Origin of the sequence: Bacillus pumilus (genome assembly GCF_038738535.1) — a bacterium.
Classification (GTDB): Bacteria; Bacillota; Bacilli; order Bacillales; family Bacillaceae; genus Bacillus.
Map to the genome: position 1 here is coordinate 409,221 of NZ_CP046128.1, position 21,384 is coordinate 430,604.

General features: G+C 44.5%; 19 protein-coding genes. 11 read left to right on the top strand and 8 right to left on the bottom strand.

What is annotated here, in order from left to right; translation table 11 throughout:
• The first annotated feature begins 191 nt into the window (after window positions 1-191).
• From GKC25_RS01960 to GKC25_RS01990, 7 genes are read left to right on the top strand one after another with little or no spacing between them, the layout of a single operon-like run.
• On the top strand, window positions 192-1,517 hold the full coding sequence (locus GKC25_RS01960; protein WP_034664103.1) for an LLM class flavin-dependent oxidoreductase: 1,326 nt from the start codon (window positions 192-194) through the stop codon (window positions 1,515-1,517).
• Between the two features lie 17 nt (window positions 1,518-1,534).
• Window positions 1,535-2,038, top strand: coding sequence for a GNAT family N-acetyltransferase (locus tag GKC25_RS01965; protein WP_095285964.1), 504 nt, complete (start codon window positions 1,535-1,537; stop codon window positions 2,036-2,038).
• Window positions 2,039-2,060: 22 nt separating this feature from the next.
• Window positions 2,061-2,852, top strand: coding sequence for an amino acid ABC transporter substrate-binding protein (locus GKC25_RS01970; RefSeq protein WP_034664099.1), 792 nt, complete (start codon window positions 2,061-2,063; stop codon window positions 2,850-2,852).
• A gap of 24 nt (window positions 2,853-2,876) precedes the next feature.
• On the top strand, window positions 2,877-3,551 hold the full coding sequence (locus GKC25_RS01975; protein ID WP_060595532.1) for an amino acid ABC transporter permease: 675 nt from the start codon (window positions 2,877-2,879) through the stop codon (window positions 3,549-3,551).
• A gap of 12 nt (window positions 3,552-3,563) precedes the next feature.
• Window positions 3,564-4,310 carry an amino acid ABC transporter ATP-binding protein gene (locus GKC25_RS01980; RefSeq protein WP_060595533.1) on the top strand — a complete coding sequence of 249 codons (747 nt, stop codon included), beginning with the start codon at window positions 3,564-3,566 and terminating at the stop codon, window positions 4,308-4,310.
• 33 nt (window positions 4,311-4,343) lie between these two features.
• Window positions 4,344-5,501, top strand: a complete 1,158-nt coding sequence (locus tag GKC25_RS01985) for an amidohydrolase (RefSeq protein ID WP_106038518.1) — start codon at window positions 4,344-4,346, stop codon at window positions 5,499-5,501.
• Complete coding sequence (locus GKC25_RS01990; protein WP_187704333.1) at window positions 5,492-6,826, top strand: MmgE/PrpD family protein; 1,335 nt, start codon at window positions 5,492-5,494, stop codon at window positions 6,824-6,826. Before GKC25_RS01985 ends, GKC25_RS01990 begins: the two co-directional genes overlap by 10 nt.
• 55 nt (window positions 6,827-6,881) lie before the next feature.
• Here the strand turns inward: GKC25_RS01990 and GKC25_RS01995 are convergent, their stop codons facing one another.
• The 4 genes from GKC25_RS01995 to GKC25_RS02010 form a co-directional block, all read right to left on the bottom strand.
• Window positions 6,882-7,727, bottom strand: coding sequence for a GAF domain-containing protein (locus GKC25_RS01995; protein ID WP_034664090.1), 846 nt, complete (start codon window positions 7,725-7,727; stop codon window positions 6,882-6,884).
• 164 nt (window positions 7,728-7,891) lie between these two features.
• Window positions 7,892-9,268, bottom strand: coding sequence for an aspartate kinase (locus GKC25_RS02000; protein ID WP_034664088.1), 1,377 nt, complete (start codon window positions 9,266-9,268; stop codon window positions 7,892-7,894).
• A gap of 173 nt (window positions 9,269-9,441) precedes the next feature.
• Entirely contained in the window at window positions 9,442-10,875 is a 1,434-nt protein-coding gene (locus tag GKC25_RS02005; protein ID WP_034664086.1) for an MDR family MFS transporter, read from the bottom strand.
• Between the two features lie 16 nt (window positions 10,876-10,891).
• Complete coding sequence (locus GKC25_RS02010; protein ID WP_066031326.1) at window positions 10,892-11,758, bottom strand: TetR/AcrR family transcriptional regulator; 867 nt, start codon at window positions 11,756-11,758, stop codon at window positions 10,892-10,894.
• 478 nt (window positions 11,759-12,236) lie between these two features.
• Between GKC25_RS02010 and GKC25_RS02015 the strand changes: the two genes are divergently transcribed.
• Window positions 12,237-12,548, top strand: coding sequence for an ArsR/SmtB family transcription factor (locus GKC25_RS02015; RefSeq protein WP_034664461.1), 312 nt, complete (start codon window positions 12,237-12,239; stop codon window positions 12,546-12,548).
• A gap of 29 nt (window positions 12,549-12,577) precedes the next feature.
• Here the strand turns inward: GKC25_RS02015 and GKC25_RS02020 are convergent, their stop codons facing one another.
• Complete coding sequence (locus tag GKC25_RS02020) at window positions 12,578-14,002, bottom strand: PLP-dependent aminotransferase family protein (RefSeq protein WP_187704335.1); 1,425 nt, start codon at window positions 14,000-14,002, stop codon at window positions 12,578-12,580.
• A 108-nt stretch (window positions 14,003-14,110) separates the two neighbouring features.
• Between GKC25_RS02020 and gabT the strand changes: the two genes are divergently transcribed.
• The 3 genes from gabT to GKC25_RS02035 are packed head-to-tail and all read left to right on the top strand — an operon-like array spanning window position 14,111 to window position 18,206.
• Window positions 14,111-15,427 (top strand): 4-aminobutyrate--2-oxoglutarate transaminase, encoded by a 1,317-nt coding sequence (gene gabT / locus GKC25_RS02025; protein ID WP_187704336.1) that lies wholly within the window; start codon window positions 14,111-14,113, stop codon window positions 15,425-15,427.
• A gap of 21 nt (window positions 15,428-15,448) precedes the next feature.
• Window positions 15,449-16,837: an APC family permease gene (locus tag GKC25_RS02030; protein ID WP_034664075.1), complete on the top strand. Its 1,389-nt coding sequence runs from the start codon at window positions 15,449-15,451 to the stop codon at window positions 16,835-16,837.
• Window positions 16,812-18,206, top strand: a complete 1,395-nt coding sequence (locus GKC25_RS02035) for an NAD-dependent succinate-semialdehyde dehydrogenase (RefSeq protein ID WP_106037096.1) — start codon at window positions 16,812-16,814, stop codon at window positions 18,204-18,206. Before GKC25_RS02030 ends, GKC25_RS02035 begins: the two co-directional genes overlap by 26 nt.
• 44 nt (window positions 18,207-18,250) lie before the next feature.
• Here GKC25_RS02035 and GKC25_RS02040 read toward each other — a convergent pair whose 3' ends face one another.
• From GKC25_RS02040 to GKC25_RS02050, 3 genes are all read right to left on the bottom strand, one after another.
• The gene (locus tag GKC25_RS02040; RefSeq protein WP_034664068.1) at window positions 18,251-18,847 is read right to left on the bottom strand and encodes an NAD(P)H-dependent oxidoreductase; all 597 of its coding nucleotides are present in this window, start codon (window positions 18,845-18,847) and stop codon (window positions 18,251-18,253) included.
• A gap of 157 nt (window positions 18,848-19,004) precedes the next feature.
• Entirely contained in the window at window positions 19,005-19,619 is a 615-nt protein-coding gene (locus tag GKC25_RS02045; RefSeq protein WP_034664065.1) for a YcnI family protein, read from the bottom strand.
• 16 nt (window positions 19,620-19,635) lie between these two features.
• Window positions 19,636-21,270, bottom strand: coding sequence for a copper resistance CopC/CopD family protein (locus GKC25_RS02050; protein WP_034664062.1), 1,635 nt, complete (start codon window positions 21,268-21,270; stop codon window positions 19,636-19,638).
• Window positions 21,271-21,384: the final 114 nt, after the last annotated feature.

Consider the following 21,384-nt stretch of genomic DNA (forward strand, 5'->3'; position numbering starts at 1 on the left):
GAAATCCCTAATTTTGGAGGTTCAGAAGGCGGTTGACAATCCTGTAAAAAGGGCATATAGTAATAATTATTTTTCATTTTTCGCAACATTTGCCCTTTTTTTATTGATAAAACCGATTAATTCAATCAGAAAAATGTATCTTCTGAGGACTTCAGTTTGATACAGCAGGATATAGAAAGGATGAAGAACAAGTGTCACAGCCGAAAAGAAAGCTCAAGCTAGGCGTATTCATCGCAGGAACTGGACATCATGTTGCCTCTTGGAGACATCCGAACGCCGTATCAGATGCAGCCATGAACCTGGATTATTTCAAACAATTAGCGAAAAAGGCAGAGGAAGGAAAGCTAGATTTACTCTTTTTAGCTGACAGCTTATCCATTAACCAAACCTCTCATCCGAATGTATTGACGAGATTTGAACCGCTCACCCTGCTTTCGTCCATTGCTGAGTCTACTTCATCAATTGGTTTAGCAGCAACAGCATCCACTACATACAGTGAGCCTTTCCATATTGCAAGACAGTTTGCCTCCCTTGATCATTTATCAGGCGGAAGAGCGGCATGGAATGTGGTCACATCTTCTATTGAAGAAACAGCGAAAAATTTTAGCGGAGAAGAGCATTTAGCACACCATAAACGATACGAACGAGCAGAAGAGTTCGTCGAGGTCGTCAAAGGTCTGTGGGATTCTTGGGAGGAAGACGCCCTTGTCAGAAACAAGGAAACGGGAGAATTCTTTGAATCTAGTAAGCTTCATGAGCTCCAGCATAAAGGTGAGTTCTTCTCAGTACGGGGTCCTCTCAACGTATCACGCACGCCTCAAGGGCAGCCAGTGATCATTCAAGCAGGATCATCCGAGGATGGTCAAAAGCTTGCAGCGAAAACAGCTGAACTCATTTTCACTGCACAAAACGATCTCGAAAAAGCGAAGGAATTTTATCAAAGCTTGAAGGAGAAAGTAGTGGCTGCTGGCCGTGCTAGAGAGGACGTCAGCATCATGCCGGGTATCTTCCCGATCATTGCTGATACAGAGGAAGAAGCCAAAGCAAAATATGAAGAATTACAGGAGCTGATTGTTCCTGAGATTGGGCTGAGCATTCTGCAAAACTACTTAGGTGGGATTGATCTGTCTCAGTATCCTTTAGACGGACCGCTTCCAGAGATTGATCCAAGCACGTCAAATGCGGTGAAAAGCCGCTTTGATCTTGTGATGAATATGGCGAGAAAGGATAACCTGACCATTCGCCAGCTCTATCAATCGGTTGCCGGCTCTCGTGGTCATAATATTTTCATTGGCACACCAGAGCAGCTAGCAGATGTGATGGAAACATGGATCAATGAAGAAGCAGCAGACGGCTTTAACGTCATGCCGCCGCTCTTGCCAGAAGGGCTGGATGTGTTCGTAGACCGCGTCGTCCCAATCCTTCAGGAAAGAGGTCTATTCAAAACAGAATATACAGGACAAACCTTACGAGAAAATCTAGGATTAACACAGCCAAAAAATCGCTACACGACATAAGGGTGAGGTGACTAACGTTGGGATACACATTTCGTCTGGCAACAGAGGCAGATATAGAGGCGCTGCTTGAACTGACAACAAGAGCCTATGAGCCAATTCGTGAGCTCGGCATCCAGTTCCAAGCAGCACATGCTGATTTCGCTCTCGTGCAGAAAAATGTACAAAAGAATCTTTGCTATGTGATGGAAGAAAACGGAGAACTTCTCTCCACCTTGTCGCTCCGTATGCCTTGGGGAGAGCAGCCAGGACCGTTCGGCGTCCCTCACATTTGGTGGTTTGCTTCAGAGCCTTCCGCCAAAAAAGGGACAGGCTCTGTCTTGCTGGAATGGGTGGAAACTGAAGTGCTAAGGGATACCCTGAAGGTGCCATACGTATCTCTAGGTACAGCTGATAAGCATCCGTGGCTCATGGACATGTATGAGCGCAAAGGCTACGTCAGAGCAGGAGAAAAGGATTTAGGCAAGGGTCACATCACGGTTTATTTTAAAAAACAACTAAGGTCAGATATGACACAATTATAAGAAGAAAGAAGGGTTTACGAACATGAAAAACAAAAAGTGGCTAGTCGTTCTATTTGCAGCAATGATGGCAGTTTTAGCAGCTTGCGGCGGCAACAATCAGAGTGAAGGCAAAGAAAAAGTGTTAAAAGTAGGCGCCACAGGACAAAGCTATCCGTTTGCTTATAAAGACAATGGCAAGCTTGTTGGCTTCGATGTCGAAGTAACTGAAGCCATCGCAAAAAAACTCGGCTACAAACTAGACTGGCAGTTGAGTGAATTCAGCGGACTGATGGGACAGCTGACATCTGGTAAGCTGGATACAGTGTCAAACCAAGTCGCAGTCACAAATGAGCGTAAACAAACGTTTAACTTTACAGATACGTACGCTTACGCAGGAACACAAATCATCGTGAAAAAGGACAACAACGACATCAAAGGTCTTGATGATTTAAAAGGAAAAACAGTGGCGGCGGTTCTTGGCTCTAACCACGCCAAAAACCTAGAGAGCAAAGACCCGGACAAAAAAATCAATATTAAAACATATGAAACGCAAGACGGTGTATTAAATGAAGTGGCAAATGGCCGCGTAGATGCTTATGTCAACGGACGCAGTGTATTACTTGCTCAAATTGAAAAAACAGGTCTGCCGCTCAAAATCGTTGGCAACCCAATTGTGTATGAAGAAGTAGGCTACCCATTTGCCAAAGATAAAAAGCATGACAAGCTAAGAGAAGAATTTAACAAAGCGATCAAAGAATTAAGAGAAGACGGGACACTGAAGAAATTGTCTGAGAAGTATTTCAAAGACGATGTCACAGTGCCAATTAAAAAATAACGACAGCGGCGGTGAAGAGCAGACATGAACAAAATTGATTGGCAGTATATGGTGACGGTTTTTCCGACATTGATTCAATACTTGCCGATAACGATCTTCATGGCGATTGTCTCCATGGTATTTGCCATTATCATTGGTGTGGTATTCGCTCTCATTACGAAAAACCGGATACCTGTTTTATACCAATTTGCCAAGCTGTATATTTCTTTTTTCAGAGCGGTTCCAACCTTGGTTCAGCTCTTTCTCATTTATTTTGGTCTTCCGCAGCTATTCCCTGCGATGACCTCAATGGATGCCCTAACAGCGGTCATTATCGGATTAAGTATTAAAAACTCAGCATACTTAGCAGAAATTTTCAGAGCGGCCCTCAATTCTGTAGATGAAGGGCAGCTAGAGGCATGTCTATCTGTCGGCATGACAAGATGGCAGTCTTACGTCAGAATTATTTTCCCGCAGGCAGTCAGAAATGCGATTCCAGCGACGGGGAATACCTTTATCGGTCTTTTAAAAGAAACATCTCTTGCCTTTACCATTGGGGTGGCAGAAATGTTTGCACAAGGAAAGATGATTGCGTCCGCGAACTATAAATACTTTGAAACCTATTTAGCCGTAGGGATTGTGTATTGGGTGATGACCATCATTTATAGCTTCCTTCAAGACCTATTTGAACGAAAAATCAGCAAACCTTACCGGAATTAAGGAGGTGTGGACATGATCAAGCTCACCAATTTGAAGAAATCATTCGGCGATCTTGTCGTCTTAGACGGAATCAATCTCGACGTGCAAAAAGGGCAGGTTGTGGCCATTATCGGACCTTCTGGCTCCGGTAAATCCACCTTGCTGCGCTGCTTAAATTTATTAGAAATACCAGATGAAGGCATGATTGAAATTGGCGATGCGAAGCTCGATGCGTCCAAGTATACACGTAAAGAAGCCCATCATCTGCGTCAACAAACGGCCATGGTGTTTCAAAACTATAATCTATTTAAAAACAAGACAGCACTGCAAAACATCACAGAATCACTGCTTGTGACGAAAAAAATGACGAAGCAGCAGGCAAATGAGATTGGGATGAAGCTGCTGAAGCAGGTAGGATTAGAGCAAAAGGCTGACAGCTATCCAGTCACGTTATCTGGCGGACAGCAGCAGCGAATTGGAATTGCCCGTGCGTTAGCGGTTGATCCACATGCTATTTTACTCGATGAACCAACGTCAGCGCTTGATCCAGAGCTTGTCTCAGGTGTACTTCAAGTTATTAAATCCATTGCGATTCAAGAAACAACGATGATCATCGTCACACATGAAATGGCGTTTGCAAGAGAAGTGGCAGACCATGTGATTTTCATGGCGGATGGTCATATTATTGAACAGGGCACACCAACTGAGTTATTTGATGAAACGAAGAATGAACGGACAAAACGATTTATCCAAAAAGAAGCAGCGGCTGAAGAAGCATAAGCTGCTTTTTACTCTTTAGAGGGGTGAGTATCAGTGAAATCAATAGGAAATGAAGCTTTAAACAAACGTTTAATTAACATTCGCCGAGCGCTTCATGAACATCCAGAGCTGGCATTTGAAGAATATGAAACGACAAAAAAACTGCGCAGCTGGTTAGAAGAGGAAGGGATCACCGTACTCGATTTTCCAGCTCTTCAAACAGGAATCGTCTGTGAAATCAAAGGAGAACAAGAGGGACCAACGATTGCCCTGAGAGCTGATATTGATGCACTTCCGATTGAAGAAGCATCAGGCGAACCATTTTCCTCAAAGGTACCTGGGAAAATGCATGCATGCGGTCATGATTTCCATACAGCTTCTATCTTTGGAGCGGCTCTTTTATTGAAAGAGCGGAAACACGAGATCAAAGGAACGGTCCGCATTTTGTTCCAGCCGGCTGAGGAAGTCGCGCAAGGAGCGAAACACGTCATAGAGGCAGGCGTATTAGATGGAGTGGATGCGATTTTTGGTATGCACAACAAACCTGATCTGCCAGTAGGCACCATTGGTATTAGAGAAAAAGCATTAATGGCAAGTGTTGACCGATTTGAAATCGATATTAAAGGAACAGGTGGCCATGCAGGTATTCCGAATCACACGGTGGACCCGATTGCCATCAGCGGGCAGATCACAAGTGCTCTTCAGCAAATCGTCAGCCGCCGCATCAGCTCATTGCATCATGCAGTAGTCAGTATCACACGCATTCAAGGCGGTACTTCATGGAATGTGATTCCTGATCGTGTTGAGATGGAAGGAACCGTTCGGACGTTTGAGCCTGAAGTGAGAGCGATGATTCCAGATCTCATGAAACAAATCGTGAGTGGGATTGCCGAAGGATTTGGGGCAAAAGGCGAAGTGAAATGGCATCCGTATTTGCCTTCTGTGTTGAATGACGAGCGTTTGACAAAGGTGGTAGAAGAAACGGCTGGTTCGCTTCACTTAAATGTAGCGCAGGCAGAGCAGTCACCGGGCGGAGAAGATTTTGCCCTTTATCAAGAACACATTCCAGGCTTTTTCGTATGGATGGGGACAAGCGGTACCGAGGAATGGCATCACCCTGCCTTTACATTAAATGAAGAAGCACTCCCTGTTGCCGCTGCCTTCTTTTCCGAGCTTGCTGTTCAGGCATTGGAGTCACGATCATGGAACTAACAAAAAAATTGGCAGAGGCTGTGCTTGTAGCTGATCCACTTCAAGATCAGCGGGCGGTAGAAATGGCTCGAAATGGTCTGTTAGATGCTGCGGCGGCGGCGCTTGCTGCGAAAGAGGATGAAGGAATTCAAAAGCTCATGGCACTTGTGGAACAAGAAGGCGGAGCCGCTCAAATTCCTGTCATTGGACAAGGGAAGAAGGTCAGCCGTCAAGCCGCAGCCATGCTGAACGGCTACTTGATCCACGCCCTTGATTATGATGATGTGCACTCAGATGTGAGAGGACATCCCAGTGCGGTGATCATCCCAGCATTGCTTTCACAGCTGACAGACAGCAAAGGGTATGGTGATCGATTTTTAGCAGCCTACATTACAGGCGTTGAAGTGATGGCAAGGCTTGGCGAATCCATCGGCAAGGCGCATTATGAGCGGGGCTGGCATAATACCGGAACCCTCGGAGCCATTGCAGCAGTATGTGCCATTGGGTATTTAAAACAAGTCTCGCAGGAAGAGCTGGCGAAGGCAATCGGCTTTGCCGGAGCGCAATCAGCCGGAATGAGAAAGCAGTTCGGCTCTGATATGAAACCATTACAAGCCGGCTTAGCGGCTAAAACAGCCGTCTGGTCTATGGACTTAGCTTGTTCAGGTTTTGGCGGGAATGAATCGGTTCTTGATGGTACGCTTGGTTTCTTTTCTCTCTATGGAGATCAGGAGCTGGCAGAAAATCGTTTACTAGAGGAGTATGGTATAGCGTGGCGTATTGTCTCGCCGGGGCTGTGGTTCAAAGTATACCCGTTCTGCTCAGCAGCGCATCATGCAGCAGATGCGATTCTATCCTTAATGGAAGAGCATACTTTCTTATCGGATCAGGTGAAACAAGCAGAGGTCATATTCCCGCCTGGCGGAGATGCAGCGCTTATTGAGCGGACACCTTTGACGGGCGAAGAAGGACGATTCAGTGTCGAATACGTCATCGCACTTGCCGTATTTGGACAGACGCTTACGCTGGATGCCTTTACGAAAAAAACCATTCCATCAGACATGCGCACATGGATGAAGCGGGTGAGCAGAGAATATGATCAAACGAAAGAACCCCATCCAGACGCTGTCCCAAAAGGTCGCTTTACGATTGTGAAGCTTACCTTATCTGATGGCACCACCTTTAGCAAACGAGTCGATCTTCCGCGGGGAGCACCAGGCCATGCACTATCGAAAGAAGACATCATGCAAAAATTAAACAGTGTCACAGACGCATCACATGCACAGCAGATTTTACAAGTTATTGAAGACGGAAACGATTCTTCTTATTTGCAGCTGCTGGCATGATTTAAAAAGAAGAAAAGGGCTAAAATTTATTTAGCCCTTTTTTGTGTATCATTTCTTATTCCATTTTAGTAAACGTCAAGCCAATATGAGCAAGTGCCTGCGGCAAGTCTTTCCGGATGGTGATGTCTTTAAATGAAATATTCGACTGAATCGCACTTAGAGCAAGATCTTGTTTAATTCCTGTTAAAACAGCCGAAATTCCTAAAAGTTTCAGCGTTTGTGCATAGCTGACCAAATATTGAATGCTCTGTTCATTCAGGCGTTTTGTTCCCGATACATCAATGACCAAATGAGAGAGCGACAGTCTGTAGCTTTCCTGTAAAATGGTTTCTAAAATATGCTGAGCACGTGTCTCTTCGATATCACCTAGGAGAGGAAGCACGGCGACACCGTCAACAACAGGGACGATCGGTACAGATAATTGCTGAATCTGCCGGTTGGCACGGTCGAGTTCGAGGACGTAGCTTAATAAAGAAGCCATCGTTTCAAACATATGCACGTGTTCTTCTGTGAATTGCTGCGGCCTTAGATCAAGCCCGCAAATCGTTCCGTAGTTCGTACCATCTGTAAAATCAATCGGTACTCCAATGAATGATCCGCCTTGAAGACGTTTCGTGACTTCTAAGTATTTAGAACGATCATCCAATGATATATCAGGGATCACAAGCGTATCCTGATGATCGACCGCCAGCTTGCAAAATGTCTTCTCGTAAGGAATTTCTTCTCCTTCTTCAAGAAGCTGCTCGTCATGATTTAGCACCTTGACAATCTGATTGGTGGTTTGATCGTTTTTAGCAATAAACAGTGTATTCACATCAGTGAATTGACTCATCATGTTTAAAATACTCGTAGAAGCATCATGAAAATTGCGAAACTGTTTTAATAGTTGTTGACGAGGCATTGTTTTAGGACTCCTTGTAGCTCCGATCATAGACCGGAACAATAGTTGATTTGTCTCTATCATACAAAATGAAACGAGAAATAGATATATTTTAATGCGCAAATTCATGTGAATCGGGCGAGAACAAAAAAGACTGCCGATCCTGAGATCTGGCAGTCTGCTGGTTAAAGGGAGACAGGGACGGTAGACATAGAGAAAAATTCCTCATACAACGCTTGCACGGCTTCTTTTTCTTGAGCCGCTTTGACGCCAAACATCATGCTGACCTCTGAAGAGCCTTGATTGATCATTTCAATATTGACCTTCGCTTTTGACAGCGCCTCTGCCGCTCTTGCTGTGGTTCCAACATTGTGACGCATCGCTTCTCCTACAACCATAATGAGTGAGAGATTCGGCTCTAAAACGACCTCATCTGCATCAAGCACGAGCTTCAAGCGGTCGAGCAGCTCTTGTTCAATATGCTGCTCCTCCAGCTGATCCTGTCTTAAAATAATGTTCATATCATCAATGCCAGAAGGGACGTGTTCATACGTAAGCCCATATTCCTCTAGTGTTTGCAGCACCTTGCGTCCAAAACCGACTTCTCGGTTCATCAAATACTTGCTAATATAAATGCTGCAAAATCCGCTGTCTGAGGCGATTCCGACAACTGGTCCATTTGTATGATCTCTCTGGTTCACGATTTTTGTGCCTTTTGCCGAGGGATTATTGGTGTTTTTAATTTGCACAGGAATGCCTGCACGGAAGGCTGGAATGAGTGCTTCATCATGGAACACAGAAAAACCAGCATAGGACAGCTCGCGCATTTCCCGGTACGTCAGCTCTGTAATCTCCTTCGGCTCATGAACGATCGTTGGATTAACAGCGTAAACAGCATCCACATCTGTAAAGTTTTCATACACTTCTGCCTTCAAACCGTTTGCTAAAATGGAACCGGTAATATCGGAGCCGCTGCGAGAAAAGGTGACAATATCTCCCGATAGGCTAAAGCCAAAAAAGCCAGGGAATATGATGATGCCAGAGCGCCCTCTTAATTTGTACAAATGATCATATGACTCCGGAAGGACTTGCGCTTGGCCAGGCTCATCGCTCACAAATAAACCAGCTTCCTTTGGATTCACATAGTGAGCTTCGACACCTTGATGGCGGAAATAGGCGGCAATGAGCTTTGCGTTATTGTCTTCACCGCTTGCTTTGATGGCATCAAGATATCGCTCTGGACGAGACGAATCAGCCTGTAAGAGGGCGTCTAGATCTTGCCTGATGGTGTCAATCACGTCATGACTTAATCCGAGTTCATCCGCAATGGAGGCATACCGTTCGATGACGGCTTCCTGTAAATCGTGTGCTTCGCCTAAACGTAAATATTGCTCACCGCAGCTAATTAATAGATCGGTGACCTTCGTATCCGTTGAATGCCGTTTTCCTGGTGCGGAAACAACGACTGCTTTTCGAGCTGGATCTGCTGTTACAATGTCAAATACCTTTTGCAGCTGCTTGCCAGATGCAAGTGAACTGCCACCAAATTTAACGACCTTCAATGCATACATCTCCTATAGTAAAAATTTTCTCACAAATTGAATAGTTCCTATTATCAACTCTTTTCTTTAAATTATCAAGGTTTTTCTTCGCTGTAAATACAAATGTCCTTTTGGAGAGGACGATATAGCGTGAGTATATGAAAAAAGAGCCGGCAATATGCCGAGCTCTTTTCTTATGAAGAAGATGAGGAGGAAGATAGCTCCTGCTTCATCACTTTATTCTCGCGTTTTTCCTTTAAGAAAAAAGAGAGGACGAGTCCAAGGACCGCAATCAAACCAGACACGATAAATGATGTGTTCATGCCGTGAACGGCTGATTTTAATGGGCTGGCTAATTCTGCATTTGCAGCAGAACTGCTCATGATGGAGACAAGCACAGCCGTCCCAATGGAGCCGCCCATTTGTCTCATCGTGTTATTCATCGCTGTCCCATGCGGGATCAAATGAGGCGGTAAAGAGTTAATACCTGCGGTTGTCAGCGGCATCATGATCATCCCAACCCCGATTAAGCGAAGCGTGTAGGCGACCGTAATGAGGGCGATGGATGAATCAAGGGTGAGCAGCATAAATGGCAGGGTAGTAACAGTAAGTATCGTAAACCCGCCTAATGCCAGCCCTTTTCCACCGACTTTATCAAAAATCCGTCCAATAATTGGTGAGAGGAGCCCCATAAAGAGAGCACCAGGCAATAAGATCAGTCCTGTATCAAGAGCAGACAATCCTCTGACATTTTGCGTATAGAGCGGCAGAATCGTCTCTGTCCCAATCAATAAAGCAAAGACAAGCATCCCAAGGAAGGTCGTTAAGCTAAAGATCGCAAACTTAAAGACACCAAATTCAAGCATCGGTCTTGTCAAATTCGACTGGCGCAGAATAAAGAAGAACAAGCTCACAGCGCCGACAATCAGCGATATGAGGACAGTGGCACTCGTCCAGCCATATGTTCCGACACTAGAAAATCCGTAAAGCAGCCCACCGAAACCGAAGGACGACAAGATGACTGATAAAACATCAATACGTGTCTCTCTTTGCTGCGTTACATTTTTCATTAAGAAGAAAGCAAGAATGAGATCAATGATACCGATTGGCAGAACAATATAGAACAAGAACTTCCAGCTGAAGGAATCAACAATCCAGCCGCCAAGTGTCGGCCCAAGCGCTGGTGCGAACGAAATGACAAGACCGACCATGCCCATCGCCTGCCCGCGCTTTTCTTTCGGGAAAATGGTTAAAAAGATCGTTTGCATCAGCGGCATTAAAATCCCTGCGCCGGCTGCCTGCACAATACGCGCTGCAAGTAATACAGGGAAATTCGTTGCAAATGAAGCAAGAATTGTACCGGCTGTAAAGATGCTAAGCGCCGTTAAAACTAAAGAACGGCTTGAAAATTTCTCGATTAAGAAAGCCGTGATCGGGATGAGAATCCCGTTTGTCAGCATAAAGGCTGTGGTGAGCCACTGTCCCTTGCTGACATCAATATTGAATTCCTCCATGATATGTGGGATCGCTGGAATGAGCAGCGTTTGGTTTAAAATCGCGACGAATGCCCCAACGAGGAAAATCCCCACAATCACAGATCGATTATACGATGTTGTTGATTGGTTCATGTTATCCCTTCTTTATCTATAGAATGATGCTTTTCAGCTGTGACACGTTTTGTGATAAAACGCTGTTTTTACCTAAATAATCGAGCAATGAGCTGATTAAAAAGGTTCTCGGTTGGTCCTTTGATAATTCTTGGCTCAGCAGCTCAAACGCAGAGAGGAGATCGTCCTTTTCTTCTCCGTTTGGCAGTGCGTGAAGCTCTTGTTTGATCTTCGTTAAGGACGAGATGACAAGCTTTTCTTCATCATATTCGTCCTGTGAAGAAAGCAAATAAGAGTCCATCAGCTGATCTGTTAACACAGGCTCAATGGAACAAGGCTTTTTCGACACACGGTCCATCACGCCGATAATCATTTCGGCGGCATTTTCTAATTGGATGTTCTTGTGCTCAATCGCCAGCATTAAGATGAATTCTCTCATTAATCCGTTGAGGACGATCACAAGATCCCAGACATAAGGCGCAACAGATTCACCATATGTGCTTAAAATAATGTCTCTGTGCCGCTGCATGATAATGGAGCGTGTCTCACGTAAATGCTTAATGACAATGGGCGAATGCTGCGAAAAAGCTTCAAAGGACAGCATATTCAAAAATTTATGATTCTCTTTAAACTCTTCAAGCTCAAGCTTAATCTTCTTTGTGAATTTTTCCTTCTTGGACAGCGTCGTTTCTGAATGAATGATCTGAGAAATCTCTCTCATTTTGCACTGATTGTATTTAATCAGTTCTAATAGAAGAGCTTCCTTTGAATCAAACAGTTTATAAATGGACGCTTTTGATATTTTACAGGCATCGGCAATTGACTGCATGGAGACACTCATATAGCCTTTTTGAGAAAATAATTTCTTTGAAACCCGCAAAATCTCTTCTTGCTTTTCGTTCATCTTCATAAGTCCTTTCCGAATCGGTAAAACCATATGGTCACAATGGAAACCGAGTGGTCACTTTTGCAATGATAACAAAACCAATGACCCATGACAAGAAAAGAAACTTAAAAAATACCTATCTATATGACAGGTATTTTATCCTTCCGCATGTGCGGCATATATGATGATCTGTCCGTTAAGTTCGACGATCAAAAGGTCTTTTCGCTGCTTTACAGAGTAAATCGCTGTCCCTTTTTTCAACTGGGAAGCTGTGCCGTGATCAAAATGTTCGGCAGCTGTTTTCTGAATGATACCTACTTGCTGATCTTTAGTGACGGTTAGTTGATGGGTCCAATCTACATTTGCTTGATAGACAGTTCCTTCCCTTCAAGACAGCTTTTATATAGTCATAGTCGTTCCCGAAGGATGTATCGTTACTTTGTATGAGGCGAGTCATGAGATTGTATGTTGGCACAAAATACGATACATTTATCGTATGAATAATCCAATCCATCCAACTCAAGAAGACATAAGACTGATTTCTGTGCTGCACGCATTGGCTGATCCAATCCGGTTAGAAATTGTCCGCTGCTTAGCAGAAGCGGGCGAGAGGACATGCGGTACGTATGAGATGAATATTGCCAAATCTACGCTTTCTCATCACTTCAAAGTGCTGAGGGAGGCAGGCGTCGTGAAAGTGAGAATTGACGGTAAACACCGCTACTATTCTTTAAGAAAAGAAGACATCGAGACCGCTTTTCCTGGACTCGTGTCATCCATTTTAGCCGTAGATAAAGAGCGGTGGTAAGCCAGCTGTCTGTAAAGCAGCTGGCTGTTTTATTTCCCATAAATCGACTCATACAGCCTTTTCACCGCCGGCTCAATATCCTCTGGCCGCATATGAGAGAAGCCGAGGACGAGTGGAACAAAGCCTTCCTGATGCCCCGGCAATTGCTCATCAAGGGTAAAACGGTCCATCCCGTACATTTTCAGCTTTCTTTCTTTGGCACGCTGTAAAATCTCATGCTGCGTGCGGTTTGAGCGGAACTCTGCGATAAAATGAAGTCCAGCATTTTCCCCAATAATCCGTACATTGTCAGTAAAAACCGTGTCGAGCTCTTCAATGAGCTGCTTCCGCTTTTCCTCATATAAACCATTCATCCTCTTAATATGCCGCTGATACGCCCCATCTTTTATAAAATGAAGAAGGGTGTATTGTGTAAAAAGGTTGGCTGTTTGAATGAAGAAGTGCTGTTCTTTCTTATAGCGTCTCAATAAATGCTGCGGGAGCACCATGTAGCTTAGTCTTAAGCCTGGCAGCAATGACTTTGAAAAGGTCCCCATATAAATGACTTTGTCATATCGATCCAAACTTTGCAGCGCTGGAATGCTGTCTGTACCATACTTGAATTCACTGTCATAATCATCCTCAATGATATAACGGCCGGGATGATCGGCTGCCCAGTTTAAGAGCTGAATCCGCCGGGAAATCGGCATAATTACCCCTGTTGGGAATTGATGTGAAGGGGTAATGATTAAGACATTCGGCTGTTTTTTGTGAATGTCACTCATCCGCACCCCTTTTTGATCAATGCCAATCGTTTCAATTCGGTGATGATTGTTTTTCAGCATTTGATAGAGCCGGCGATAGCCAGGGTTTTCTAATCCGTATACTTGATCGGCTGGAAGAATGCTTGATAAAGAATGGATAAGTGACTGCGTGCCTGCGCTTAAAATGAGCTGTTCTGGGTAGCATTTGACCCCTCGCGCAAGCCCGATCAACCGGGCAATCGTTTCCCGAAGCTCGTACACACCTTGTGGATGCGGAAGCTCACCAAAGGCTTCTTGGTGGAGACTGATCGCCTTTTGTTCACTTTTCAGCCAGCTTTTAAATGGAAAGTTAGTGGTATCGACAGAGATATGTGAAAAGGAATACCAGTCGTCCCGTGCAATCGGCTCCTCCTTTAAATCTGCTGGAAGGGAAGAGGGTTTCAGCTGACCTGACTCATGAAACGTTTCTAGTGATTCCACAAAAAAGCCTTTGCGTTCAACCGAATATAAATATCCCTCAGCAAGCAGCTGCTGATACGCGCCATTCACTGAATTCACGCTGACGTTTAATGTATCGGCTAACTCTCGTTTAGAGGGTAATTGATCGTGCGGCTGAAGGTTTCGATTTAAAATTTCACCTTTAATTTTCGTATAAATTTGATGATAAATAAATCCGTTTGCCCCTGTTTGATCTAGTTGAATTGTCAGCATCTCGTCATTCCATCCTCTCTGGTACCATGAAAAAAATGATATTGGTACTTTCTATCATACCAAAAAATATTCAGAATAATAAAAAAGACATAAAGGGGATGGATGACAATGAGTCAAACGACAACAAACCGTTTTTCAACAGAAGAATGGCAGGGGAAAAGAGACCAATACGTCGCAAGAGGCGTGAGTAATGGCAACCGTCATCTTGCAGCGAAGGGGAAGGGAGCCGAGCTGTTCGATATCGATGGGAAACGTTTTATCGATTTTGCAGGCGCTATCGGTACATTAAATGTAGGCCATTCACATCCAAAGGTTGTGGAAGCCGTCAAAGCACAGGCAGACAGTCTGATTCACCCAGGATTCAACGTCATGATGTACGAATCGTATATTGAATTGGCAGAGAAGCTATGCCGCCTCACACCAGGCGATCATGACAAGAAAGCCATTTTTCTCAATTCAGGTGCAGAAGCTGTTGAAAATGCGGTGAAAATTGCACGTAAATATACGAAAAGACAGGCCGTTGTGTCGTTTACAAGAGGCTTTCACGGCAGAACGAATATGACGATGAGCATGACGAGCAAGGTCAAGCCATATAAATTTGGGTTCGGACCATTTGCGTCAGAGGTGTATCAAGCGCCGTACCCTTATTACTATCAAAAGCCAGAAGGATTAAGCGATGCAGCCTACGATGAGTACATCATTGATCAATTCAATCAATTCTTCGTCGCAGCCGTTGCACCAGAAACCGTTGCTTGTGTGGTCATGGAGCCAGTCCAAGGGGAGGGCGGTTTTATTGTACCATCGAAGCGTTTTGTACAGCACGTTGCTTCATTCTGTCAGCAGCACGGGATTGTCTTTGTGGCAGATGAGATCCAAACAGGCTTTGCGAGAACAGGGAAATATTTTGCCATTGAGCACTTTGATGTAGTGCCGGACTTAATCACGGTGTCAAAATCTCTTGCCGCTGGATTGCCGCTAAGCGGTGTAGTAGGCAGAAAGGAAATGCTTGATGCGGCAGATCCAGGTGAGCTCGGGGGGACATATGCAGGAAGTCCATTAGGCTGTGTGGCAGCACTAGCGGTTCTTGATATTATTGAAACGGAACAATTGAATCAACGATCTGAGCACATCGGACAAGTCATTGAGGACAAAGCAAATGATTGGAGAACAACGTATCCATTCATTGGAGAAGTCCGCCGATTAGGGGCAATGGCGGCGATTGAAATTGTGGAAGATCAAAAAACGCGTACACCAGATAAGAAAACAGCCGCAGCGATTGCAGCATATGCAAATGAGCACGGGCTGCTCTTATTAACGGCAGGGATTAATGGGAATATTATTCGCTTCTTAACACCACTTGTCATCACAGATGAGCTGCTGAATGAAGGACTAGGGATCATCGAGGACGCCTTCAAAGCACGCTAAACAACAAAGGGGGATGGTTGTATGCAAAAACAACAAATGGCAAAAACCATGTCGCAGTCTGACGTACTGTTTTTATCCATTGGTGCAATGCTTGGATGGGGCTGGGTTGTACTTTCGGGAGATTGGATTTTAACAGCAGGATTTTTAGGCAGTGTCATCGCCTTTGTCATCGGCGGTATTCTCGTCATCTTTATTGGACTCACGTATGCTGAGCTTTCGTCTGCAATTCCAGAGACGGGAGGAGGGCTCGTCTTTGTCCAGCGGGCATTTGGGATGAAATCAGCGTTCGTCTCAGCATGGGGCGTATTGTTTGGTTATGTGTCCGTCATTACGTTTGAAGCTGTTGCCTTGCCGACAGTTATTGATTATGTCATTCCAACACAGCATGTTGGCTTCCTATGGAATATAGGGGGATGGGACGTTTATTTCACATGGGTGTTGATTGGATCTGGTGGTGCATTGTTTTTAACAGCACTGAATTACATTGGGGCAAAGCCTGCGGCCATTTTTCAGTCTGTGTTCACTGTAGCGATTATTTTGACAGGCTTTCTCCTTTTAGGTGGCGCGACATTTAATGGAGATTTTGCAAACCTTGAGCCAATGTTTCAAGGCGGGGTTGGCGGTCTTATGGCCGTGTTAGTCATGATTCCTTTTTTATTCGTTGGATTTGATGTGATTCCGCAAGTAGCAGCAGAGATTAATGCGCCAAAGAAAATCATTGGGAGAATATTAATTATCTCCATCGTGAGTGCGGTCGTATTTTATCTGCTTATTGTCTTTGGGGTAGCTGCGGGGCTGTCAAAAGGACAGCTTGAAGCCTCTTCATTGGCGACAGCAGATGCGATGGTGCAGCTGCTCGGTCATCAGGCGTTTGGAACAGTGCTTGTCATTGGCGGTGTAGCAGGGATTGTGACGAGCTGGAATGCTTTTATCATCGGTGCAAGCCGTATTCTATATGCGATGGCGGAAAGAGGCATGATTTCCAAATGGTTTGCGTATATTCATCCAAAGTATAAAACGCCGACAAATGCCATTTTATTTCTTGGTGCTTTGGCTTTTTTTGCTCCATTACTAGGGCGTCCTGCCCTCGTGTGGATTGTCAATGCGGGCGGTGTCGGAATTATCGTTGGGTACTTAATAGTGTCCATTGCCTTTATGAGACTTCGAAAAGCAGAACCAGAGCTTGAGCGTCCATACCGCATTAAGTATTGGCGGACGACAGGCGTTTTAGCTATCGGGCTGAGTCTCCTTTTTCTTTCATTTTATTTTCCAGGAATGCCGGCCTCCTTATCATGGCCAGCTGAATGGATATTGCTTTTAGGTTGGGCACTCATTGGGTATATACTATATGTAATGAATCCAAGAACGAAGGAGACGGTAGAGCATGACAAACGAACTCAAAGTGTATAATCCTGCAACAGGAGAAGAAATTGCTTCAGTTGCTCAGCATACAAAAGAACAGATCGAAGACGCCATTACCCGCTCACACAAAGCATTCAAAGCATGGGCAAAAATGTCTGCGCATGAACGTGCCAATATCATTCGCAAGTGGTTTGACCTCATGATTGAACATAAAGAAAGGCTCGCGAAAATCATCACGGAAGAAAACGGGAAGCCGTATCAAGAAGCATTAGGCGAAATCGTCTATGCAGCTGGATACATTGAATGGTACGCAGAGGAAGCCAAACGGATATACGGCAGAACCATTCCGTCACATACGACGAACAAACGCCTTTTTGTCACAAAGCAGCCAGTTGGTCCTGTTGCGGCCATTACACCGTGGAATTTCCCAGCAGCCATGATCACGAGAAAGGCTGCACCAGCACTTGCAGCGGGCTGTACGTTTATTGTGAAACCTGCTGAAGACACGCCGATGACGGCTATTGAACTTGTGAAATTAGGCCACGAAGCTGGAATTCCAGAGGATGCACTGCAATGGGTGGTTGGAGATGGAAAAGAAGTCGGTGAAATATTCACAGATAGTCCATTGATTCGCAAAATCACGTTCACAGGCTCAACGCCAGTCGGAAAGCATCTGATCAAAAACAGTGCGAGTACAGTCAAGCACGTATCAATGGAGCTTGGCGGTCATGCTCCGCTCATCGTAGACAAAGATGCCAATCTTGAACTAGCTGTCAAACAAGCAGTGGCATCTAAGTTCCGTAATGCAGGACAAACCTGTGTCTGTGCCAACCGCTTAATTGTACATGAAGACATTCATGAAGCATTTGCTCAAGGCTTCAGCAAAGAAGTAGAAAAGCTGAAAGTGGGAAATGGCTTTGAAGAAGGCACATCCATCGGCCCAATTATCAATAAGCGCGGCTTTGATAAAATTGTCGGTCAAATTCAAGATGCAGTCGATAAAGGAGCGAAAATTCTTGTCGGCGGAGATACGCATTTCGATGATGAAAAGTCGTATTATTTTGTCCAGCCAACGGTTCTCACACATGTAGACCCTTCAATGAACATTATGCATGAAGAAACCTTTGGGCCAGTGGCGCCGATTACGACGTTCAAAACGCTAGATGAAGCGATTGAATTAGCGAACGATACACCTTTTGGTCTTGCAGCTTATTTCTTTACAGAAAATTATCGAAACGGACTTTACATGTCAGAGAATCTTGATTACGGGATAATCGGCTGGAATGATGGCGGTCCATCGGCTGTTCAAGCACCATTCGGAGGAATGAAAGAAAGCGGAATTGGCCGTGAAGGCGGCATCGAAGGCATTGAACCCTATTTAGAAACCAAATATGTATCCATTGGTTTAGACGAATAGACGTGAAAAAGACTGCCTGAGGAATCTTGGCAGTCTTTTTTATGTTAAACAGCCGGCGGAAAAAGCTGCTCCACCGTTTCTTTTGTTTCTTTTAGAATTTCGTGGATGTAATCTGCTGGTGCCTGCTCCATGCTGCTGAACAAAAGTCGTTCAACAGGCTCAACACCAATAAAATTGAAGACTTCTGTATCTGTTGTCATGCGATGGGAGGCGGAAACGATCCGCTTAGAGTCAAGAAAGGTCCTTGGAGCATCATGCGTGTTGATAATGACACCTTTTTTGTGCCGAAGCAGGTTTTCAATAGCCCCATGCTCATTGATTTGATAAGCGAAGCCCTCAGAAAAAACGCGTTCTACATAGCCCTTTAGCATAGCGGGTAAGCCTGTCCACCAAATGGGAAAAATAAACGTTAGGACATCTGCTTGCTGAATCAGCTTCTGCTCTGTTTGAATGGCAATTGGGACATCACCCCGTTTGATCGCAGCCTTTTCCAACATGCTTAGCTCTGGCGAAAAACCAAGAGCATAGACATCACGAACAGTCACTTCATGACCATTGTTCAAAAGAGTGCTGACAACAAGATCTAATAAGGTTTGATTTAAGCTTTGCTGGGGATGAGCAAATATAATTAAATGGTTCATCTCATAGCCTCCTAGGTGGTCATGTGTCTCATTATGGCACGCGCCACCATCCTATTCAATCCTATATTGGTAATAATAGGTTGGAAAAATGATCTCGTGTTCAAGGTGGAAAGAAACAAAGCGATCGTTTCCGTGAAAACGATCGCTTACGAATCAATTATTTCTTTCTAAAAGCAAGCCCAAGCGCAATCAGTGCTACGACTAGAGCAGCAATGGACAACCCTAGCACAAGTGGTGAGGAAGAGTTGGAGGCTGTTTCAGATGCCTTTTCTTCTTTTGGTTTTTCTTGTCCATGTGAATCCGTTACCGTATTAGATGCCACAATGTTTGTGATCGAATGCGGCTTATCAGCATCTTTATCGCCTGTCCATTCAACGACCGTTCCATCCTTATAATATTGATATGCATCCCATGCAGCTTCACCTGCTTTTTCAGGGTTTTTCGCTACAAAAACGAATTGCTGGAACTGTCCGGCAAGCACGCCTTTACCCGTTGCTTCCCAAGTCACTCTTGTCACCTTGCCATCTTTTTCTTCAGTTGACGTTTTCCATCCAGGGACTGGCTCATATTGCTGGAATTCTACGCCTTTAGGTATTGTCACGACAACCTTAGTCGTTGGACTGTCACTCTCAGAAGGAACTTTTAACGTATAGGTTTCCCACGCATTTGTCGCAGACGTATCAGGCTTGACTGTGACATGAGCACTCACAGGAATCGCCAATAAAAATGAAGCGAGAAGCATTGGTAATAAAGCTTTAACGTATTTTTTCATATGGTATGAACTCCTTTTAGTTTCTTCTAATAAATGTGGTATCGATATTTTCAAAAGAACCAGTTAACGCATGGATTTCAATTTTCCAAGTGCCTTTTTCATTTAACAAGAGATTTTCAGCAGAGAAATGACCATTTTTTAATCGTTTCAGCTGAAATTCACTCGGTTTCTCTTCACCGAATAAGGCGACTTTATGGATCTTGGCTGTCACAGATTGAATATCAGTAATCGTTTGTCCATCCTTCTTCGTAAATGCGACCTCGAATGTGTTTTTTCCCGGGGCATTCGGGGTAATGCTCATGGACACAATGTCACGATGCTCGACCTGGTTTGCGCCAAAGAATGGCTCAGGTGCAGGCGGAGGAGGGCTCGGAATATTGGTGAACACAGCCGTTAATAACAAAATGGCGATTCCGATGATCCACTCAGCTCGTAACGAAACGTTTTGTTTCTGTTTCTTTTCCCATCTCAGCATCAAGTAATGGACAAGTCCTAGAAGGCCCATCAAGATAAATAAACCAAGCTTGATTAAAAAGGTTCGTCCATACGCTGATTCGAAAAGAGCATCAAACGATTGCAAAATGAAGATGGCATTCACAAATCCTGAAAACACAATGAGTCCAACAGAGAGCATCGCCCAAGGGTGAAACGCTGTTAACGTACTCCGTATGAGCGGCTGATCTTCATTTGGCAGCTTCTTCAGCAATAAAAGCACAATGGCTGTTAAACCACCGACCCAGATCGATGCAGAAACGAGATGGATGAAATCAAGGGACGTTGTCAGTATTTTATTATCTGTTGCTGCTGGATGTCCGATTTGTGCTTTCAGCCAGAGAAGCACTGCGAATAGGAGCAGTGGAAACAACCATACCCGAAAAGAAGTAAAAACCCCTTTTTTCATCGCGACTATGCTCCAAATGGTCAGAAGAACAAATGACACCATGAGCATCATCCACAAACTGCCGCCAGAAGTCGACGCAATGGTTTCTTGTAAGAGCGATGGTTGAAATGCCCCCAAAAAGGACACGTCTGCCGCTGATTTTGTTTGAATTGGCAGCTGGAACACGAGTGCTCCGCCCATCATGATCAGTGACAAAGTCAAAAGCCTCTTCATTCGTTTCGCTAATACAGGTGAAATGGATGTTTTAAACCAAAACAGTCCAAACAAAATGGTCCCGAGAAATAAGCTAAACGATGTATAAAGTAAGGCTTTATCAATGGTCGAGGCAACATCGATGGATTCATTCGTTTGACCTTGATCTAATTGGTCAAAGCCGCCATCCGCTTTGCCAATACTAAACGGGATCATGCCAGAGACAGAGTGTCCGTCTGCTGAAACCGCATTCCACTGAATGGTATATATTCCTTTTGGTAAATCCTTTTTTAAAGCAGCTTCCATGATTTTTTGATCTTTAATGACCGTATCTCCCTTATCTACACGATCACCTTTTGCATTGAGCACCTTAATGGCATGAAATCCGCTTTCGATTCCTTCACTAAATGTGATAGAGACCGAAGGAGGCTGCTTCTCCAGCTCTTCATTTGCCGCTGGATTCGAGCTGACGACGTATGCATGAGCAAATGCTTCCTTTGGAATGAAAAAAGCCAACGTGACGATAAGGAGTAGAAGCCACTTACTATGTTTCAACAAGTGAATAACCGCCTTTCTACCTATGAAAATGTCTCATGTATCAGAAAGAAAGCGGCAGTAAACTGTGAGTCACAGAAAAAACCGCTCCTCCTATTGTGCCGCTCACTCTAAAAG

Excerpts from the sequence above, each read along its gene's own strand:
- GKC25_RS01970 (WP_034664099.1), top strand. The coding sequence starts at position 2,061 with ATGAAAAACAAAAAGTGGCTAGTCGTTCTATTTGCAGCAATGATGGCA.
- GKC25_RS01975 (WP_060595532.1), top strand. The coding sequence starts at position 2,877 with ATGAACAAAATTGATTGGCAGTATATGGTGACGGTTTTTCCGACATTG.
- GKC25_RS01980 (WP_060595533.1), top strand. The coding sequence starts at position 3,564 with ATGATCAAGCTCACCAATTTGAAGAAATCATTCGGCGATCTTGTCGTC.
- GKC25_RS01990 (WP_187704333.1), top strand. The coding sequence starts at position 5,492 with ATGGAACTAACAAAAAAATTGGCAGAGGCTGTGCTTGTAGCTGATCCA.
- GKC25_RS01995 (WP_034664090.1), bottom strand. The coding sequence starts at position 7,727 with ATGCCTCGTCAACAACTATTAAAACAGTTTCGCAATTTTCATGATGCT.
- GKC25_RS02005 (WP_034664086.1), bottom strand. The coding sequence starts at position 10,875 with ATGAACCAATCAACAACATCGTATAATCGATCTGTGATTGTGGGGATT.
- GKC25_RS02010 (WP_066031326.1), bottom strand. The coding sequence starts at position 11,758 with ATGAACGAAAAGCAAGAAGAGATTTTGCGGGTTTCAAAGAAATTATTT.
- GKC25_RS02015 (WP_034664461.1), top strand. The coding sequence starts at position 12,237 with ATGAATAATCCAATCCATCCAACTCAAGAAGACATAAGACTGATTTCT.
- GKC25_RS02020 (WP_187704335.1), bottom strand. The coding sequence starts at position 14,002 with ATGCTGACAATTCAACTAGATCAAACAGGGGCAAACGGATTTATTTAT.
- gabT (WP_187704336.1), top strand. The coding sequence starts at position 14,111 with ATGAGTCAAACGACAACAAACCGTTTTTCAACAGAAGAATGGCAGGGG.
- GKC25_RS02030 (WP_034664075.1), top strand. The coding sequence starts at position 15,449 with ATGCAAAAACAACAAATGGCAAAAACCATGTCGCAGTCTGACGTACTG.
- GKC25_RS02035 (WP_106037096.1), top strand. The coding sequence starts at position 16,812 with ATGACAAACGAACTCAAAGTGTATAATCCTGCAACAGGAGAAGAAATT.
- GKC25_RS02040 (WP_034664068.1), bottom strand. The coding sequence starts at position 18,847 with ATGAACCATTTAATTATATTTGCTCATCCCCAGCAAAGCTTAAATCAA.
- GKC25_RS02045 (WP_034664065.1), bottom strand. The coding sequence starts at position 19,619 with ATGAAAAAATACGTTAAAGCTTTATTACCAATGCTTCTCGCTTCATTT.